This is a genomic window from Lysobacter sp. P5_B12 (assembly GCF_056400425.1).
Map to the genome: position 1 here is coordinate 71,449 of NZ_JBFULG010000008.1, position 15,112 is coordinate 86,560.

The window sequence follows — 15,112 nt, forward strand, 5'->3', positions numbered from 1 at the left end:
CCTCAGCGCAGCGCCGGCGAATCCCATCCCGCGCGCGGCGCAAACCGCGCACCGTACTTCGCTTCCAGCGCCTTCAACTTCGAGAGCAGCACATCCGCGCCGACCGCACGAATGTGCTGGATCGGGCCGCCGCGGAACGGTGCGAACCCCGTGCCGAAGATCACGCCCGCATCGAGCAGGTCGCCGTCGGCGACCACGCCGTCGTGCAGGGCCGCGACCGATTCGTTGAGCATCGGCAGGATCAGGCGATCCTCGAGGTCGTCGGGCGCCTTGTAGTCCTTCGGCAACTCCGGCTTGCGCGGTTTTCCTTCTTCCCAGGTGTAAAAGCCCTGGCCGTCCTTCTTGCCGCGCTTGCCCGATTCGAGCTTGTTCTCCAGGCCTGCGGGAATCGGCAACCCGAGGAAGGGCGCCAATTCGCGCCCGACGCCCGCCGCGACATCCAGGCCGACGGTGTCGACCAATTCGATCGGCCCCATCGGCATGCCGAACTTCACCGCCGCCCGATCGATCGCAGGGCCGGGGATGCCGTCGGCGTACGCGGCCATCGCTTCGAGCATATAGGGGAACAACACGCGGTTGACGAGGAAGCCCGGCGTGCCCGCGACGGGCACCGGCAACTTGTCGATCGCGCGGCAGAACGCGGCGAGGCGACGCTCGGTGTCTTCGGCCATCGCGTCGTGCCGGATGATTTCCACCAGTGGCATCAACGCAACCGGATTGAAGTAATGCAGGCCCGCGAATCGCGCTGGCTGCGCAAGGCCCTCGCGCAATTCCGTCAGCGGAATCGACGAGGTGTTCGTCGTCAGCAATGCATCGGGCTTCAGGTGCGGCTCGAGCTCCGCGTACAACGCACGCTTCGCATCGGGCCGTTCGATGATCGCTTCGATCACCAGGTCGGCGTTGTGCACGCCTTCGCCGAGCAGGTCGCCGCGCAGGCGCGCCGATACCGCCGGACGCTTGCTTTCATCCTTCACGCGCTTGGCGAACAGGTCCTGCGCACGCGTCAGCGCACCGTCGATGAAGCGTTGCTCGCGATCGGCGAGCGTGACTTCGAAGCCCTTGTAGGCCGACCACGCGGCGATGTCGCCGCCCATCACGCCCGCGCCGACGACATGCACGCGCACGATGCCGTGGTCCTTGCCGCCGAGACTTTTCAGGCGCTCCTGCAGGAAGAACACGCGCGTGAGGTTGCGCGCGGTCGGCGTGGAGGCGAGCTTCATCACCGACTTGCGTTCGGCCGACAGCAGCGACTGCACGCCGCCGCTCGCGCGACGCCAGGTTTCGATCAACGCGTACGGCGCGGGGTAGTGTTCCTTGCGCGCCTTGCGTGCGACTTGCTTGGCGAGCATCGGCGCGAGCGCCTGCCGCACGGGGAAGGTGTTGGTGAGCCACGCGAGCGCGCGCTGCTTGAACGGATGCACCGCGCCCTTGCGTGCGAGTTCGATCGCCGCGTCGGTGAGCATCGCCGGTTCGACCACCTTGTCGACCAGGCCGATCGCCTTGGCCTGCTTGGCGGACAACGCGCGGCCGGTCAGCATCATGTCGAACGCCGGGGGCGCGCCGACCAGGCGCGGCAAGCGCACGCTGCCGCCCCAGCCCGGATAGATGCCGAGCTTCACTTCGGGCAGGCCCATGCGCGTGGACGGGTCGTTGGAGGCCACGCGATAGCGGCAGGCGAGCGCCAGTTCGGTGCCGCCGCCCATGCAGTGGCCGTGGATCGCAGCGACCGTGGGGCAGCGCAATTCCGCCAGCCGCTGGAACACCTGCTGCCCGCGCCGCAATGCGTCGCCGACCGTGCCCTTCGCGTCGAAGGCCGCGAATTCGCGGATATCGGCACCGGCGATGAAGCCCGCGGCCTTCGCCGAGCGCACCACCAGGCCCTTCGGCGGGTCCAGCGCCAGGCGCTCGAGGATGCCGTCGAGTTCGAGCAGGACATCCTGCGCGAGCGTATTCACGCTTTCGCCGGCGCGGTCGAAGCTGAGCACGACGATGCCGTCGGCGGCGGATTCGGCACGCCAGTGGCTGAAGCGCAAACCGTCGAGACCAGCAAGCATGCGGCCACCATTCGTCGAGGTACGGGAGAGGCGTCTATGATCCCGGCGAGGTTTGGATGCCGTCAATGCCGCCCCCATTAGTCTTCTCGTGTCGGGCGAAGGCGGGGGTGAAGCCCGAACCGGCGCGCGGCGGGCACCGTGAACTTTCCCGCCGCCGACTTGTCCATATGCCCGGCCTCGGCCGAGCTGAGCATCCCAGGAGTCCCCGGCGCGGCCATGGCCACCGAAAACGAATCGCAGGAACTGGACCAGGCGCTCGTCGCGCGGGTGCAGCGTGGTGACAGCGTCGCCTTCGATCTGTTGGTACGGAAGTACCAGCATCGCGTGCAGGCGTTGATCGCGCGTTACGTCCACGACTGGAGCGAAGTCCAGGATGTCGCACAGGAAACGTTCATCCGCGCGTATCGCGCGATCGGGAACTTCCGCGGCGATGCGCAGTTCTACACCTGGCTCCACAGGATTGCAGTCAACACGGCCAAGAACCACCTTGTCGCGCACAACCGCCGCCCGCCGACCGACGACATCGACGTCACCGACGCCGAGCAGTTCGATTCCGGCATCCGGTTGCGCGACACCGACACCCCGGAGCGCGAGCTGATGCGGCAGGAGATCGAACGAACGGTGATGCGTGCGGTGGAGCGCCTGCCCACCGAACTGCGCGAAGCCATCACCCTGCGGGAAGTGGACGGACTGAGTTACGAAGACATCGCCGAACGGATGCAATGCCCGATCGGCACGGTGCGCTCGCGGATCTTCCGCGCGCGCGAGGCCATCGACGCGGAACTGCGCCCCGTGCTCGACACCGAACCGAAACGCGAGCGTGCCACCCGATGAACACGACGACCCCAGACAACCATTTCGATTCCGATCGCGAAGCGCTCAGCGCGTTGTTCGACGGTGAGCTCGTCGGCGACGTCGCGCGTTTCGCGCTCAAGCGCCTGGACCACGACCAGAACTGGCGCAGCACCTGCGATCGCTGGCAACGCATCGGCGATGCGCTGCGTGCGCAGAGCGCCGCGTTGCCGCTGTCCTTCCCCGAGCGCGTGCGCGATGCACTGCGCGACGAAGCCGCCGTCGCCGCGGTGCCCGCGCGTCGCGCCGCCGGCGGTGGCATTCGCTGGGGCAGCGTCGGCATGGCGGCCTCCGCCGCGTTGGTCGCCTTCGTGCTGGCGCGCATGCCGATCGGTTCGGACGCCGCGCACAAGGCATCGCCTGCGCAAGTGGCCGCGCAGTCGCTGCAGCAGCCGCCCGCGCAATCGCCGTCGACGCCCGATCCGGGTTTGCAGCAAGCCTCCGCCGCGGTGGCGATCGCCGCCGTCGCGCGTCCCTTGTCCGAGCGCGTCGCCCAACGTTCGCGCAATGTCGAACGCGCCCGCGCCGCCACCGATCGCGTCGTGAGCGCCGCCGTCGGCGCGCATTCGGGCGCGTCGAAATCCAACGCACAGATCACCGGCGAAGCGCCACAACCGGTCACCGCGATCAATACGGCATTGGTCGCCGATGTTCCCGAGGTGCATGCGAGCCAGGCGCTGCAAACCAGCTTGCTCCAGGGCGAAGCGCTCCAGGCCGAACCCGCGCGTCCGTGGCCGCGTGCCGTGCTGCCGCGGTTGAACGGCGGCGGCACCCTGTCCGCCGATTACGCGACCGGCCCTTCGTTCTATCCGTTCTCGCCCGGCCCCACGCTGCAACCGGCGAACGACGACGACACCGCACCGGCCTCGCCGCCGGAGCCCTGACGTCACGCCGGCGCACGCATCCTTTCGTTCACGCCACTTCGAGGCCCCGGTCCCGATGCGCAAACTGCTCCGTCACCTCCCTGTTCGTAACGCATTCCTGGTCGCGATGACCGCGGCCACCACTTCTGCCGTGTTGTTGTCGACCGACCTGCCCGCGCAAACCGCGGCGCCAACGGCCGCGCCCGCGCCGCAGATGGTCACGGGCCTGCCCGACTTCACCCATCTCGTCGACCAGGTCGGCCCCGCGGTCGTCAATGTCACCGCCAACATCGGTGCCGACACCGGCGATCAGCCGGCGATGGACGACGAGGAGGAAATGCCGGAGTTCTTCAAGCGCTTCTTCGGTCCGGGCATGCCGATGCCGCAGATGCCACCCGGTGGCGGTGGCCAGGACCGCGGCGTTTCGATGGGCACCGGTTTCATCATTTCCAACGACGGTTACGTGCTGACCAACCACCACGTCGTCGATGGCGCGGATGAAGTCACGGTGCGTCTGTCGGATCGTCGCGAGTACAAGGCCAAGGTGGTCGGCAGCGACGAGCAGTCCGATGTCGCGCTGCTCAAGATCGCCGCCACCAACCTGCCGTTCCTGCGCGCGGGCGATTCGCGCGCGCTGCGTCCGGGCCAGTGGGTCGTCGCGATCGGTTCGCCCTTCGGGCTCGACCACTCCGTCACCGCGGGCATCGTCAGCGCGGTCGGCCGTTCCAATCCCTACGCCAACCAGCAGTACGTGCCCTTCATCCAGACCGACGTCGCGATCAACCGCGGCAATTCCGGCGGTCCGTTGCTCGACACGCGCGGCCAGGTGGTCGGCATCAATTCGCAGATCTTCAGCAACTCCGGCGGCTACATGGGCGTGAGCTTCGCCATTCCCATCGACGTCGCGATGAACGCGGTCGACCAGCTCAAGGCGAAGGGTCGCGTGAGCCGCGGCCTGCTCGGCATCGGCCTGGAAGGCATCGACAACGACCAGGCCCGCGCCCTCGGCCTGCCCGACACGCGCGGTGCGCTCGTGCGCGAAGTGCAGCCGGGCAGTGGCGCGGCGAAGGCCGGCGTGCAGCGGCTCGACGTGATCCGCGCGTTCAACGGCACGCCGATCGAAGATGCCTCGTCGCTGCCGCCGCTGGTGGGCGCGCTGCCGCCGGGCGCGAAGACGACCCTCTCGATCCTGCGCGACGGCAAGGCGCGCGACGTGACCGTGGTGCTCGGCGAACTCGCCGTGGCCGAACCGCGCGTGATCCCGACGTCGGCCACGCCGGCGCCGACCTACCGCAACCCGCTGGGCATCGTCGGTGAAGACGTCGACGCCGCGCAGCGCCGCCGCCTCGGCCTGGAGGACAACGAAGGCGTGGCGATCGCCCGCATCGAAGGCCTGGCCGCACGCAAGGCGGGGCTGCAGCCGGGCGACATCATCCTGGCGGTCGGCCGCAATTCCGTCGCTTCGACGGCGCAACTGGATCGCGAACTGGCGGCCGTGAAGCCGGGCGACACCGCCATGCTGCTGGTGCAGCGCGGCGGGACCAGCCGCTACATCGCCGTCTCCCCGCGCCCGGCGGCCGATACGCAGTAAATCCGTCCGCCCGCATCGAGCTGCGCCGCGTCCGCCCTGCCCAAAGGGGCGGCCCCGGCGCTAAGTCGCTGTAATCAGTGCGATAATGGCGAGCTTTTTCCCCGGCCCAGGCTCGATGCAGCACATTCGCAATTTTTCCATCATCGCCCACGTCGACCACGGCAAGTCGACGTTGGCCGACCGCATCATCCAGCTCTGCGGCGGCCTCGAAGCCCGCGAGATGGAGGCGCAGGTCCTCGACTCGAACCCCATCGAGCGCGAGCGCGGCATCACCATCAAGGCCCAGTCCGTCTCGCTCCCGTACACGGCGAAGGACGGCATCACCTACCAGTTGAACTTCATCGACACGCCCGGGCATGTCGACTTCTCCTATGAAGTCTCGCGCTCGCTCGCCGCGTGCGAAGGCGCGCTGCTCGTCGTCGACGCTGCGCAGGGCGTGGAAGCGCAGTCGGTCGCCAACTGCTACACCGCGGTGGAGCAGGGGCTGGAAGTCGTGCCGGTCCTGAACAAGATCGACCTGCCGACGGCCGACGTCGACCGCGTCAAGAAGGAGATCGAAGCGGTCATCGGCATCGACGCCGAAGATGCCGTGGCCATCAGCGCGAAGACCGGCCTCAACGTCGCCGACGTGCTCGAAGCCATCGTGCATCGCATCCCGCCGCCGAAGCCGCGCGACACCGACAAGCTGCAGGCGCTGATCATCGACTCGTGGTTCGACAACTACCTCGGCGTCGTGAGCCTGGTGCGCGTGATGCAGGGCGAGATCGTGCCGGGCGCGAAGATGCTGGTGATGTCCACCGGCCGCACGCACCAGGTCGAAGGCGTCGGCGTGTTCACGCCCAAGCGCAAGCCGCTGAAGAAACTCGGCGCGGGCGAAGTGGGCTGGATCACCGCGTCGATCAAGGACGTGCACGGCGCGCCGGTCGGCGACACGCTCACCCTGGCCGCCGATCCGGCGACCACGCCGCTGCCCGGTTTCCAGGAAATGCAGCCGCGCGTGTTCGCGGGCCTGTTCCCGGTGGATGCCGAGGATTACCCGGCGTTGCGCGAAGCGCTCGAAAAACTGCGCCTCAACGATGCCGCGCTGCGCTTCGAACCGGAAAGCTCCGAGGCGATGGGCTTCGGTTTCCGCTGCGGCTTCCTCGGCATGCTGCATCTGGAGATCGTGCAGGAGCGCCTGGAGCGCGAGTACGACCTCAACCTGATCACCACCGCGCCGACGGTGATCTACGAAATCCTCAAGACCGACGGCAGCGTCATGCCGCTCGACAACCCGGCCAAGATGCCGCCGGTGAACCAGATCGAGGAAATCCGCGAACCGATCATCCGCGCCAACGTGCTCACGCCGCCCGACTACGTCGGCAACGTGATCACGCTGTGCGAAGAAAAGCGCGGCTCGCAGGTCGGCATCACGTACATGGGCAGCCAGGTGCAAATCAGCTACGAGCTGCCGATGGCCGAAGTGGTGCTGGACTTCTTCGATCGGCTGAAGTCGGTCTCGCGCGGCTATGCCTCGCTGGATTACCACTTCGTCCGTTTCCAGCCCGGTCCCTTCGTCCGCGTGGACACGCTGATCAACGGCGACAAGGTGGATGCGCTGTCGATCATCACCCACCGCGCGCACGCCGACCGCCGCGGCCGGGACCTCACCGAGAAGATGCGCGAACTGATTCCGCGACAGATGTTCGACGTGGCCATCCAGGCCGCCGTCGGCTCGCAGATCATCGCGCGCAGCACGGTCAAGGCGCTGCGCAAGAACGTGCTGGCCAAGTGCTACGGCGGCGACGCCACCCGCAAGAAGAAGCTCCTCGAGAAACAGAAAGAGGGCAAGAAGCGGATGAAGCAGGTCGGACGCGTCGAGATCCCGCAGGAAGCGTTCCTCGCCGTCCTGCAGGTCGATAACAAGTAAGCTTGCCCCGGCACGGACCGGCAACAAGGAGCTGGCATGGTGTGGTTCGAAACGATCCTGGTGGTGCTGACCCTGCTCACCGGGATCATCTGGCTGGGAGACAAGCTGTTCTTCGCGAAGCGTCGCAAGCTCGAGGCCGGCCTGCTCGACGAGAAGGAGCCGCTGCTCGTCGATTATTCGCGCGCGTTCTTCCCGGTGCTGGCGATCGTGCTGGGCCTGCGCAGCTTCGTGGCCGAGCCTTTCCGCATTCCCTCCAGTTCGATGATGCCCTCGCTGCTGATCGGCGACTTCATCCTGGTCAACAAGTTCGCCTACGGCCTCCGCCTGCCGATCAGCAACAAGAAGTTCGTCGCCATCGGAGAGCCGAAGCGGGGCGACGTGGTGGTCTTCCGCCCGCCGCACCACCCCGACCAGGACTGGATCAAGCGGGTCATCGGCCTGCCGGGCGACACCGTCGCCTATCGCGACAACACCGTGTTCGTGAACGGCGTCGCGCTGAAGTACCAGCAGATCGGCGAATATGCCGGCAAGGGGCAGGGAGCGGACATGACCGGCGCGGACCTTCGGCAGGAAGGCCTGCCGGGTCGGCCGCACCCCGTCCTGGAACGCGAGGACTCTCCGTTCTCCATGCAAGGGGAAGGGGAATGGGTGGTCCCGCCCGGTCACTATTTCGTGATGGGCGACAATCGTGATAATAGCGAGGACAGCCGTTTCTGGGCCGTGCACTTCCTGCCGGAGGAAAACCTCCGCGGAAAGGCATTCCTGATCTGGTTCAACTGGGACAAGCAGGCCGGTGGCGTGGATTTCTCGAGGATCGGCTCGAACATCCCGTAATCGTCGCCGCACATCGATCGACCCGAGGGGAAGGGGACAACATGAAGCGTTCGCAGAGCGGCATCTCGATGTTGGGATTCATCATGATCCTCGCGGTCGTGGGCGTCAGCGTGTACGTGGGTATGAAGGTCATCCCGATGTACACCGAGTTCTACGCGGTGAAGAAGTCGCTCGAGGGCGTCGCGCTCGAGCCGGGCGTCAACAACGCACCGCCCGATCGCCTCAAGACCATGTTCTTCCGCCGCCTCGACGTGAACTACTCGGAAAACGTGAAGCCCGAGAACGTCTCGATCGAACGCATGGAAGGTGGCTGGCACATGACGGTGTCGTACGAAGTGCGCCGTCCGATGATCGCCAACCTGGATGTCGTGGGGAATTTCGTCGCGGAAAAGGACATGACCCACGGTGGTCCGGCCGACTGACGCCCTCCGCCTGCCCGGATACGACTTCGTCGATCCGGGCCTGCTGGCGCAGGCGCTCACGCACCGCAGCGCCGCGCCGCTGCACAACGAGCGTTTGGAATTCCTTGGCGATTCGCTCGTCAATCTGTTCGTCGCCGAAGCCCTCTACAAACGCTGGCCGCGCGCCGACGAAGGCACGCTGACCCGCGCGCGCGCCGAACTGGTGCGCGAATCGGCGCTCGCATCGATCGCCCGCACGCTCGACCTCGGTGCGCACCTGGTGCTCGGCCCCGGCGAAATGAAGTCGGGCGGGCATCGCCGCGATTCGATCCTGGCCGATGCGGTCGAAGCCATCGTCGGCGCGATCCACCTCGATGCGGGGTTCGAGGCCTGTCGCGCCGCGGTGTTGCCGTGGTTCGAAGCGGCCATCGATGCGCTGCCGCCGCCGAACAAGATTGGCAAGGACGCGAAGACGCGTTTGCAGGAATGGTTGCAGGGGCGCGGCAAACCGCTCCCCGTGTACCGCCTGGTCTCCGAAAGCGGCGACGAGCACGCGAAGATCTTCCGCGTCGCCTGCGCCGTGGCGGAGCCTGCGGTGGAATGCGAAGGCGAGGGGACGTCGCGCCGCGCAGCGGAACAACTCGCGGCCGAAGCGGTATTGCAGCAAATCGCGCCCTGAATCAGCGTGGCTTCGACAGGCGCCCCAGGTCCGCCAGCATTTCCCAGGATTTCAGGCCGCGCGCCCCCAGGTGATACGCCAGCACTTCGCGCATCGTGCGTCGCAGGCTCGCGAGATCGTCGCCCTCGGGCTGCACGTCGCCGGCCAGGGCCAACAACGCGCTTCCGGTTGCGGTGGTATCGCGATCGGCCTGCCCGCGGTCGTGGCGGACGCGTCGAGCGCCTTGTTCCGGATCGAGGCGATAACGCGCCGCGGGATCGAGCGGCATGCCGTCGGTGTCGGCATCCAGGACCAGGCCGAAGCCCAGGGCTTCGAGCAAGTCGCGTTCGAAGCGGCGCAGCGTCCACGCCAATGGCGCATCGCTCGCCAGGTGCGTGCGCACCTCGCCGTAGGCATCGAACAATTCCGGTAGCGCATCGCCGCGCGGGGCCAGCCGCAACACCAACTCGTTGACGTAGAACGCAGCCAGGGCGTTGTCGCCCTGCAACACGGGCGCGGCATCGAGCGCTTCGGCGCTGCGCAATTGCGCCAGTTCACCGCGCAGCACGGCATCCAGTCGGATGTATTGCATCGGTTGCAAGGCCGCGCGCAGCACGTGCCGCTTCGGGCCTTGCACGCCGCGCGCGATCAATCCCATGCGGCCCTGTTGGTCGGCGAGGACTTCGACGAGCAGGCTCGTCTCGCGCCAGGGACGCGCGTGCAGCACGTACGCGGCTTCGCCGGCGATGCGCACGCGTCAGTCGTGGTATCCGAGCGTACGCAGCGCGGCTTCGTCGTCCGACCAGCCTTCGCGCACGCGGACCCAGGTCTCCAGGAACACCTTGCCGTCGAACAGGCGCTCCATCTGTTCGCGCGCGCGCGTGCCGATTTCGCGCAGGCGCTCGCCCTTGTTGCCGATCACGATGGCCTTCTGCCCGTCGCGTTCGACCCAGATCACGGCATTGATGCGCCACATCCGTCCATCGAGTTCGAACTTCTCGATCTCCACGGTCGTGGCGTACGGCAGTTCGGCGCCGAGCTGGCGCATGAGCTGCTCGCGCACCAGTTCGCCGGCGAGGAAGCGCTGGCTCTTGTCGGTGATCTCGTCTTCGCCGTACAGCGCGGCCTGCTCGGGCACCAGCTTGAGCAGATCGTCGACCAGCGGCTCCAGGCCCTTCTTCTTCAGCGCGGAAATCGGATGCACCGCGGCGAAGTCCCGTTCCTTCGCGATCTTCGCGAGGAAGGGCAGCAGCGTGGTCTTGTCCTTGATGCGGTCGACCTGGTTCACCGCGAGCACGACCGGCACGCCGGCTTCCTTCAGCGCGTCGTAGGCCAGCGTGTCTTCGTCGTCCCAGCGGCCGGCTTCGATGACGAGCAGGGCCGCATCCACGCCTTCGAGCGCACCGCGCGCGGCGCGGTTCATCCAGCGATTCATCGCGCGCTTCTGCTCGCGGTGCAGGCCGGGGGTGTCGACCAGCATCAGTTGCCCGTGCGGGAACGTTGCGATGCCGAGCAAGCGATGCCGCGTGGTCTGCGGACGGTTGGAGGTGATGCTGATCTTGAAGCCGACGAGCGCGTTGACGAGGGTCGACTTGCCCACGTTCGGGCGGCCGATCACGGCGACGTGGCCGGCGCGGAAAGGTTGGGTATCCATGGCGGGCATTGTAGTCCCCCCATGCCGAAGCCCGTGCCTTCATCCCCCTTCCAAGGCGGATCGAGCGCGCGCAGCGCGCTCGAGGGGGATAAACCTCACGCGTATGCCGCTATCCTCCCGCCCCAATGAGACGCGCGATCCCCTTCGTCTGCCTCCTGGCCCTCGCGGCCAACGCACACGCGCGCATGCTCGAAGCCGACATCGCGAAAATCACCTTGCCCATCGCCACGCTCGAGGGCGTCCACGTCCAGCTGGACTGGCCCGCGAACGCATCGCAAGGCACCCTGCGCCTGCACACCACGCGCCTGGAATCCCCCGACCTCGGCGTCGACGCACGCAACCTGGCGTGGACCTGCCCGTTGCAGCGCATCGACGCGCACGGCTGGGGCTGCGACGGCGAATTGCGCGCCGGCAAGCACACCTTCCGGCTCGGCATCGCCTTCGACGAAGCCGGCCTGTCGGGCACGCTGCGGCAAGGCCGCGGCACGATGGCCGTGCAGCGCGGCACCGCGACCCCCGACCTCACGCGCATCGACCTCACCCGCGTCCCGATCGCCTGGGCGCAGAGCCTGTTGTCGAAGAGCTGGGCCGACGCACGCCTGCAGGGCGGCACGCTGGACGGGCGCGTCGATGTCGCCGCACCGTCGAAAGGCCCGCTGCGCATTTCCGGTCGCCTGCAGGCCCAACAGGTCAAGCTCGAAACCACCGATGCGAGCATCGCCACCGATCACCTCGGCGGCACGTTCGATTTCGACTATCGCATCGACGATGCGCCACGCCCTTCGTTGCTCACGCTGGATGGCACGTTGAACGGCGGCGAAGTGCTTGCAGGCAGCGCGTACATCGCATTGCCGACGTCGCCCGTGCGCCTGTCGATCACCGGCGAACATCGTGACGGCGCCGGTTGGTCCTTGCCGTCGATCGCATGGACCGACGACGACACGCTCACCGTGCGCGGCCGTGCCGCGTTCGCCGAAGACGCCACGCTGCGCCTGCTCGACGTGGCCCTGCACAGCGGCGACCTCGCGCCCGTGCGCGACCGCTACCTCTCCGGCCCGCTCGGCACCGCGGGCCTGTCCGACATCACACTCGCCGGCGCGCTCGATGCGCAACTGCATTACGAAGGCGATGCGCTGCAATCCTTCAGCGTCGTCCCGCACGCGGTCGATATCGAAGACGGCGATGCGCATCGCTTCGCCTTCATCGGCCTGGGCGGCGACCTGCGTTATTCGGCAACCGCGCCGGTGGACAGCGCGCTCACCTGGCGCGAGGGATCGCTGTACGAATTGCCCTTCGCGCAAGCACGCTTGCCGATGCGCAGCGGACAGGGCGCGATCGCACTCACCGACGCCGTGCCCGTTCCCTTCCTCGGCGGCACGCTGCGCTTCGAGAACATGACGCTGCGTCCGCCGTCGGGCGGGCAGGGCGCCGATGCCGTGTTCGGCCTGGGCGTCGAACACCTGGACATCGGCAAACTCGCGACGACCTTCGGCTGGCCCGCCTTCCGCGGCGAACTCACCGGGCGCCTGCCGCGCGCGCATTACGCGAACGAGCGCCTGGATTTCGAAGGCGGCCTCTCGCTGGCGGTGTTCGACGGACGCGTGGATGTCTCCTCGCTGTCGATGGAACGTCCCTTCGGCGTCGCGCCCACGCTCGCCGCCGACCTGAAGATCGAAGACCTCGATCTGCTCCCGCTGACCGAGGTCTTCGACTTCGGCAGCATCAGCGGGCGGCTCGACGGGCGGATCGATGCCCTGCGCCTGGTCGACTGGACCGTCACCGCCTTCGACGCCGACCTGCACACCGACCGCACGCACAAGACCCGCCAGCGCATCAGCCAGCGCGCGGTGCAGAGCATTTCGAGCGTCGGCGACAGCTCCTTCGTCTCCAGCCTCCAGGGGCAGGTGATCGGGCTGTTCGACGACTTCGGCTACAAGCGCATCGGCATCGGCTGTCTGCTGGCCAACGAGGTGTGCCGGATGCGTGGCCTTCATTCAGCAGGCGACACCTTTACTATCGTCGAAGGGGCGGGCCTCCCGCGCCTGACGGTCGTCGGCATCCACGACAACGTGGATTGGCCTACGCTGGTCGAACGCCTGTCGGCGGTCGCCGGCGGCGAGGTGACACCCGAGGTCCGCTGATGGACGATGCCACCCAATGCAACCCTGACGATCCAAGGAGCGTTTCAATGTCCGCCACGCGCAAAGTCCGCAGCAAGTTCGCGCCGACCGCGGCGAGTTTCGCCGCCATGGCGCTGCTCAGCGCCTGCGTCACCATCAACGTGTACTTCCCCGCGGCGGAAGCGAAGGAAGCGGCGAAGGAATTCGTCGAGAAGGTCATCGGCGACGACATGCCGGGCGCCAAGCCCGAAGCCAAGCCGGAAGCCAAGCCCGAAGACAAGAAGCCGGGCGGTGGCGGCGGCATGGCCAGCCTGCTGCAGCGCATCGATCCGCTGAGCCTGGTCGGCATCGGCAGCGCATACGCGCAGTCGCAACCGGACATCACGATCAAGACGCCGGCCATCCAGGCGATCCAGGCCCGCATGGCGGCGCGTTTCGATGCCTCGCTGCGCAAGGGCTTCGACCTGGGCGCACTCGGCTTCAGCAAGGACGGCCTGGTGGTGCTGCGCGACCCGGGCTCGCTCGAGTTGAAGGATCGCGTCGGCATGCAGAAGGCCGTGGCCGACGACAACCGCGACCGCGAAGCGGTCTACAAGGAAATCGCCGTCGCCAATGGTCATGCCGATTGGGAAAAGAACATCCGCAGCGTCTTCGCCAAGCAGTGGGTCGACAGCGCCCGCGGCGGCTGGTGGTACCAGGACGCCGGCGGCAGCTGGAAGCAGAAGTAAAGGCAAGAGCGGGAATGGGGAATAGGGAATAGGGAATCGAAGCGGCGGGTCGCGTCGAACGTACAATTCCCCATTCCCTGTTCCCCATTCCCCGCCCTTGGCCCGCCTCGACCAGACCCCCTTCGAAATCCAGATCACCGGCCTCACCCACGACGGCCGCGGGGTCGCCCGCCGGCCCGATCCCAAAGTCCCCGGCGCAGGCAAGGCGATTTTCGTCGCGGGCGCATTGCCCGGCGAGACCGTCGTGGCGCAGCAGACCGCGCGCCATCGCAGCTTCGACGAAGCCAAAACCCTGGAAGTCCTCGAGGCCTCGCCCGATCGCGTACCCGCGCGCTGCCCGCACTTCGGCGTGTGCGGCGGTTGCGCCCTGCAGCACCTCGATGAAGCCAAGCAGATCCACGCCAAGCAAAGCGTGTTGATGGAAAACCTCGAGCGCATCGGCCACGTCACGCCCGACACGGTGCTCGATCCGCTGGTCGACGCCGCGTGGGGCTATCGCCGCAAGGGCCGTTTCTCCGTGCGCCGCGTGGAGAAGAAGGACAAGACGCTCGTGGGCTTCCGCGAGCAGGATCCGCGCTTCGTCGCCGACCTGCGCGAATGCCACACCGTGATCCCGCAGATCGGCACGAAGATCGCCGCGCTCTCGGCGCTGGTCGATGGCATGGACGCGCGGCGCGACATTCCGCAGATCGAATTCATCGCAGGCGACGACACGATCGCACTGGTGTTCCGCCATCTGGCGCCGTTGTCGCCGCGCGATACGCAGGCCCTGGAAGACTTCGCGAAGGCGAACGATTTCGCAGTGTTCCTGCAACCCGGCGGCATCGATTCGGTGCATGCGTTGTGGCCGCACCAGCCCAAGCTCGCCTTCACTTTGCCCGCGTGGGACATCGAACTGCTGTTCCGTCCGCTCGACTTCATCCAGGTCAACGCGGGCCTGAACCAAACCATGATCGCCAAGGCGCTCGCGCTGCTCGACGTGCAGCCGGGCGATCGCGTGCTCGATCTGTTCTGCGGCCTGGGCAATTTCACGCTGCCGCTGGCGCGCACCGCCGGTGAGGTGGTGGGCGTCGAAGGCGACGCCGGCCTGATCCGTCGCGCGCGTGAGAACGCGACGCACAACCACCTGACGAACGTCGACTTCCACGCCGCCGACCTGGCGCAGGACCTGTCTTCGCATGCCTGGATGCGCGCCGGGTTCGACCGCCTGCTGCTCGACCCGCCGCGCTCGGGCGCCGACGTCGTGCTGAAACAACTGTCCCTCGACGGGCTCAAGCGCATCGTCTACGTGAGCTGCCACCCGGCCTCGCTGGCGCGCGATGCCGGGTACCTGGTGAACGAGCGCGGCTGGAAGCTGCGCGCCGCCGGCGTGATGGACATGTTCCCGCACACGGCGCACGTGGAAAGCATCGCGATGTTCGAACCACGCTGAACGTATGATCCGAAGA

At 67.3% G+C, this 15,112-nt stretch carries 13 protein-coding genes; 10 read left to right on the forward strand and 3 right to left on the reverse strand.

Annotated elements, in window-relative coordinates; translation table 11 throughout:
- Positions 1–2: 2 nt before the first annotated feature.
- Complete coding sequence (locus AC1DOM_RS13135) at positions 3–2,054, reverse strand: 3-hydroxyacyl-CoA dehydrogenase NAD-binding domain-containing protein (RefSeq protein ID WP_498963992.1); 2,052 nt, start codon at positions 2,052–2,054, stop codon at positions 3–5.
- Between the two features lie 216 nt (positions 2,055–2,270).
- Here AC1DOM_RS13135 and rpoE point away from each other — a divergent pair, with 216 nt between their 5' ends.
- The 7 genes from rpoE (at position 2,271) to rnc (ending at position 9,183) form a co-directional block, all read left to right on the forward strand.
- Complete coding sequence (gene rpoE / locus AC1DOM_RS13140) at positions 2,271–2,888, forward strand: RNA polymerase sigma factor RpoE (protein WP_498963994.1); 618 nt, start codon at positions 2,271–2,273, stop codon at positions 2,886–2,888.
- Entirely contained in the window at positions 2,885–3,790 is a 906-nt protein-coding gene (locus AC1DOM_RS13145; protein WP_498963996.1) for an RseA family anti-sigma factor, read from the forward strand. The genes rpoE and AC1DOM_RS13145 overlap by 4 nt, the downstream gene beginning before the upstream one ends.
- A 55-nt stretch (positions 3,791–3,845) precedes the next feature.
- Positions 3,846–5,360, forward strand: a complete 1,515-nt coding sequence (locus AC1DOM_RS13150) for a DegQ family serine endoprotease (RefSeq protein WP_498963998.1) — start codon at positions 3,846–3,848, stop codon at positions 5,358–5,360.
- A 115-nt stretch (positions 5,361–5,475) separates the two neighbouring features.
- The gene (gene lepA / locus AC1DOM_RS13155; RefSeq protein WP_498964000.1) at positions 5,476–7,269 is read left to right on the forward strand and encodes a translation elongation factor 4; all 1,794 of its coding nucleotides are present in this window, start codon (positions 5,476–5,478) and stop codon (positions 7,267–7,269) included.
- Between the two features lie 36 nt (positions 7,270–7,305).
- Positions 7,306–8,103 (forward strand): signal peptidase I, encoded by a 798-nt coding sequence (gene lepB / locus AC1DOM_RS13160; protein ID WP_498964002.1) that lies wholly within the window; start codon positions 7,306–7,308, stop codon positions 8,101–8,103.
- Between the two features lie 41 nt (positions 8,104–8,144).
- Positions 8,145–8,525, forward strand: coding sequence for a DUF4845 domain-containing protein (locus tag AC1DOM_RS13165; protein ID WP_498964004.1), 381 nt, complete (start codon positions 8,145–8,147; stop codon positions 8,523–8,525).
- Positions 8,509–9,183: a ribonuclease III gene (gene rnc, locus AC1DOM_RS13170; protein WP_498964006.1), complete on the forward strand. Its 675-nt coding sequence runs from the start codon at positions 8,509–8,511 to the stop codon at positions 9,181–9,183. Before AC1DOM_RS13165 ends, rnc begins: the two co-directional genes overlap by 17 nt.
- Position 9,184: 1 nt before the next feature.
- Here rnc and recO read toward each other — a convergent pair whose 3' ends face one another.
- Both recO and era read right to left on the reverse strand, forming a co-directional pair.
- Positions 9,185–9,916: a DNA repair protein RecO gene (gene recO, locus AC1DOM_RS13175; protein WP_498964008.1), complete on the reverse strand. Its 732-nt coding sequence runs from the start codon at positions 9,914–9,916 to the stop codon at positions 9,185–9,187.
- A gap of 3 nt (positions 9,917–9,919) precedes the next feature.
- The gene (gene era, locus AC1DOM_RS13180; protein WP_498964010.1) at positions 9,920–10,816 is read right to left on the reverse strand and encodes a GTPase Era; all 897 of its coding nucleotides are present in this window, start codon (positions 10,814–10,816) and stop codon (positions 9,920–9,922) included.
- 125 nt (positions 10,817–10,941) lie between these two features.
- Between era and AC1DOM_RS13185 the strand changes: the two genes are divergently transcribed.
- From AC1DOM_RS13185 to rlmD, 3 genes are all read left to right on the forward strand, one after another.
- A complete protein-coding gene (locus AC1DOM_RS13185; RefSeq protein ID WP_498964012.1) occupies positions 10,942–12,957 on the forward strand; it encodes a translocation/assembly module TamB domain-containing protein in 2,016 nt (671 codons plus the stop codon).
- Between the two features lie 47 nt (positions 12,958–13,004).
- The gene (locus AC1DOM_RS13190; RefSeq protein ID WP_498964014.1) at positions 13,005–13,664 is read left to right on the forward strand and encodes a YdbL family probable chaperone protein; all 660 of its coding nucleotides are present in this window, start codon (positions 13,005–13,007) and stop codon (positions 13,662–13,664) included.
- Positions 13,665–13,761: 97 nt separating this feature from the next.
- Positions 13,762–15,096, forward strand: coding sequence for a 23S rRNA (uracil(1939)-C(5))-methyltransferase RlmD (gene rlmD / locus AC1DOM_RS13195; protein WP_498964016.1), 1,335 nt, complete (start codon positions 13,762–13,764; stop codon positions 15,094–15,096).
- Positions 15,097–15,112: the final 16 nt, after the last annotated feature.

Bases quoted from the DNA above. Each gene is read 5' to 3' on its own strand.
- AC1DOM_RS13135 (WP_498963992.1), bottom strand. From the start codon at position 2,054: ATGCTTGCTGGTCTCGACGGTTTGCGCTTCAGCCACTGGCGTGCCGAA.
- rpoE (WP_498963994.1), top strand. From the start codon at position 2,271: ATGGCCACCGAAAACGAATCGCAGGAACTGGACCAGGCGCTCGTCGCG.
- AC1DOM_RS13145 (WP_498963996.1), top strand. From the start codon at position 2,885: ATGAACACGACGACCCCAGACAACCATTTCGATTCCGATCGCGAAGCG.
- AC1DOM_RS13150 (WP_498963998.1), top strand. From the start codon at position 3,846: ATGCGCAAACTGCTCCGTCACCTCCCTGTTCGTAACGCATTCCTGGTC.
- lepA (WP_498964000.1), top strand. From the start codon at position 5,476: ATGCAGCACATTCGCAATTTTTCCATCATCGCCCACGTCGACCACGGC.
- lepB (WP_498964002.1), top strand. From the start codon at position 7,306: ATGGTGTGGTTCGAAACGATCCTGGTGGTGCTGACCCTGCTCACCGGG.
- AC1DOM_RS13165 (WP_498964004.1), top strand. From the start codon at position 8,145: ATGAAGCGTTCGCAGAGCGGCATCTCGATGTTGGGATTCATCATGATC.
- era (WP_498964010.1), bottom strand. From the start codon at position 10,816: ATGGATACCCAACCTTTCCGCGCCGGCCACGTCGCCGTGATCGGCCGC.
- AC1DOM_RS13185 (WP_498964012.1), top strand. From the start codon at position 10,942: ATGAGACGCGCGATCCCCTTCGTCTGCCTCCTGGCCCTCGCGGCCAAC.
- AC1DOM_RS13190 (WP_498964014.1), top strand. From the start codon at position 13,005: ATGTCCGCCACGCGCAAAGTCCGCAGCAAGTTCGCGCCGACCGCGGCG.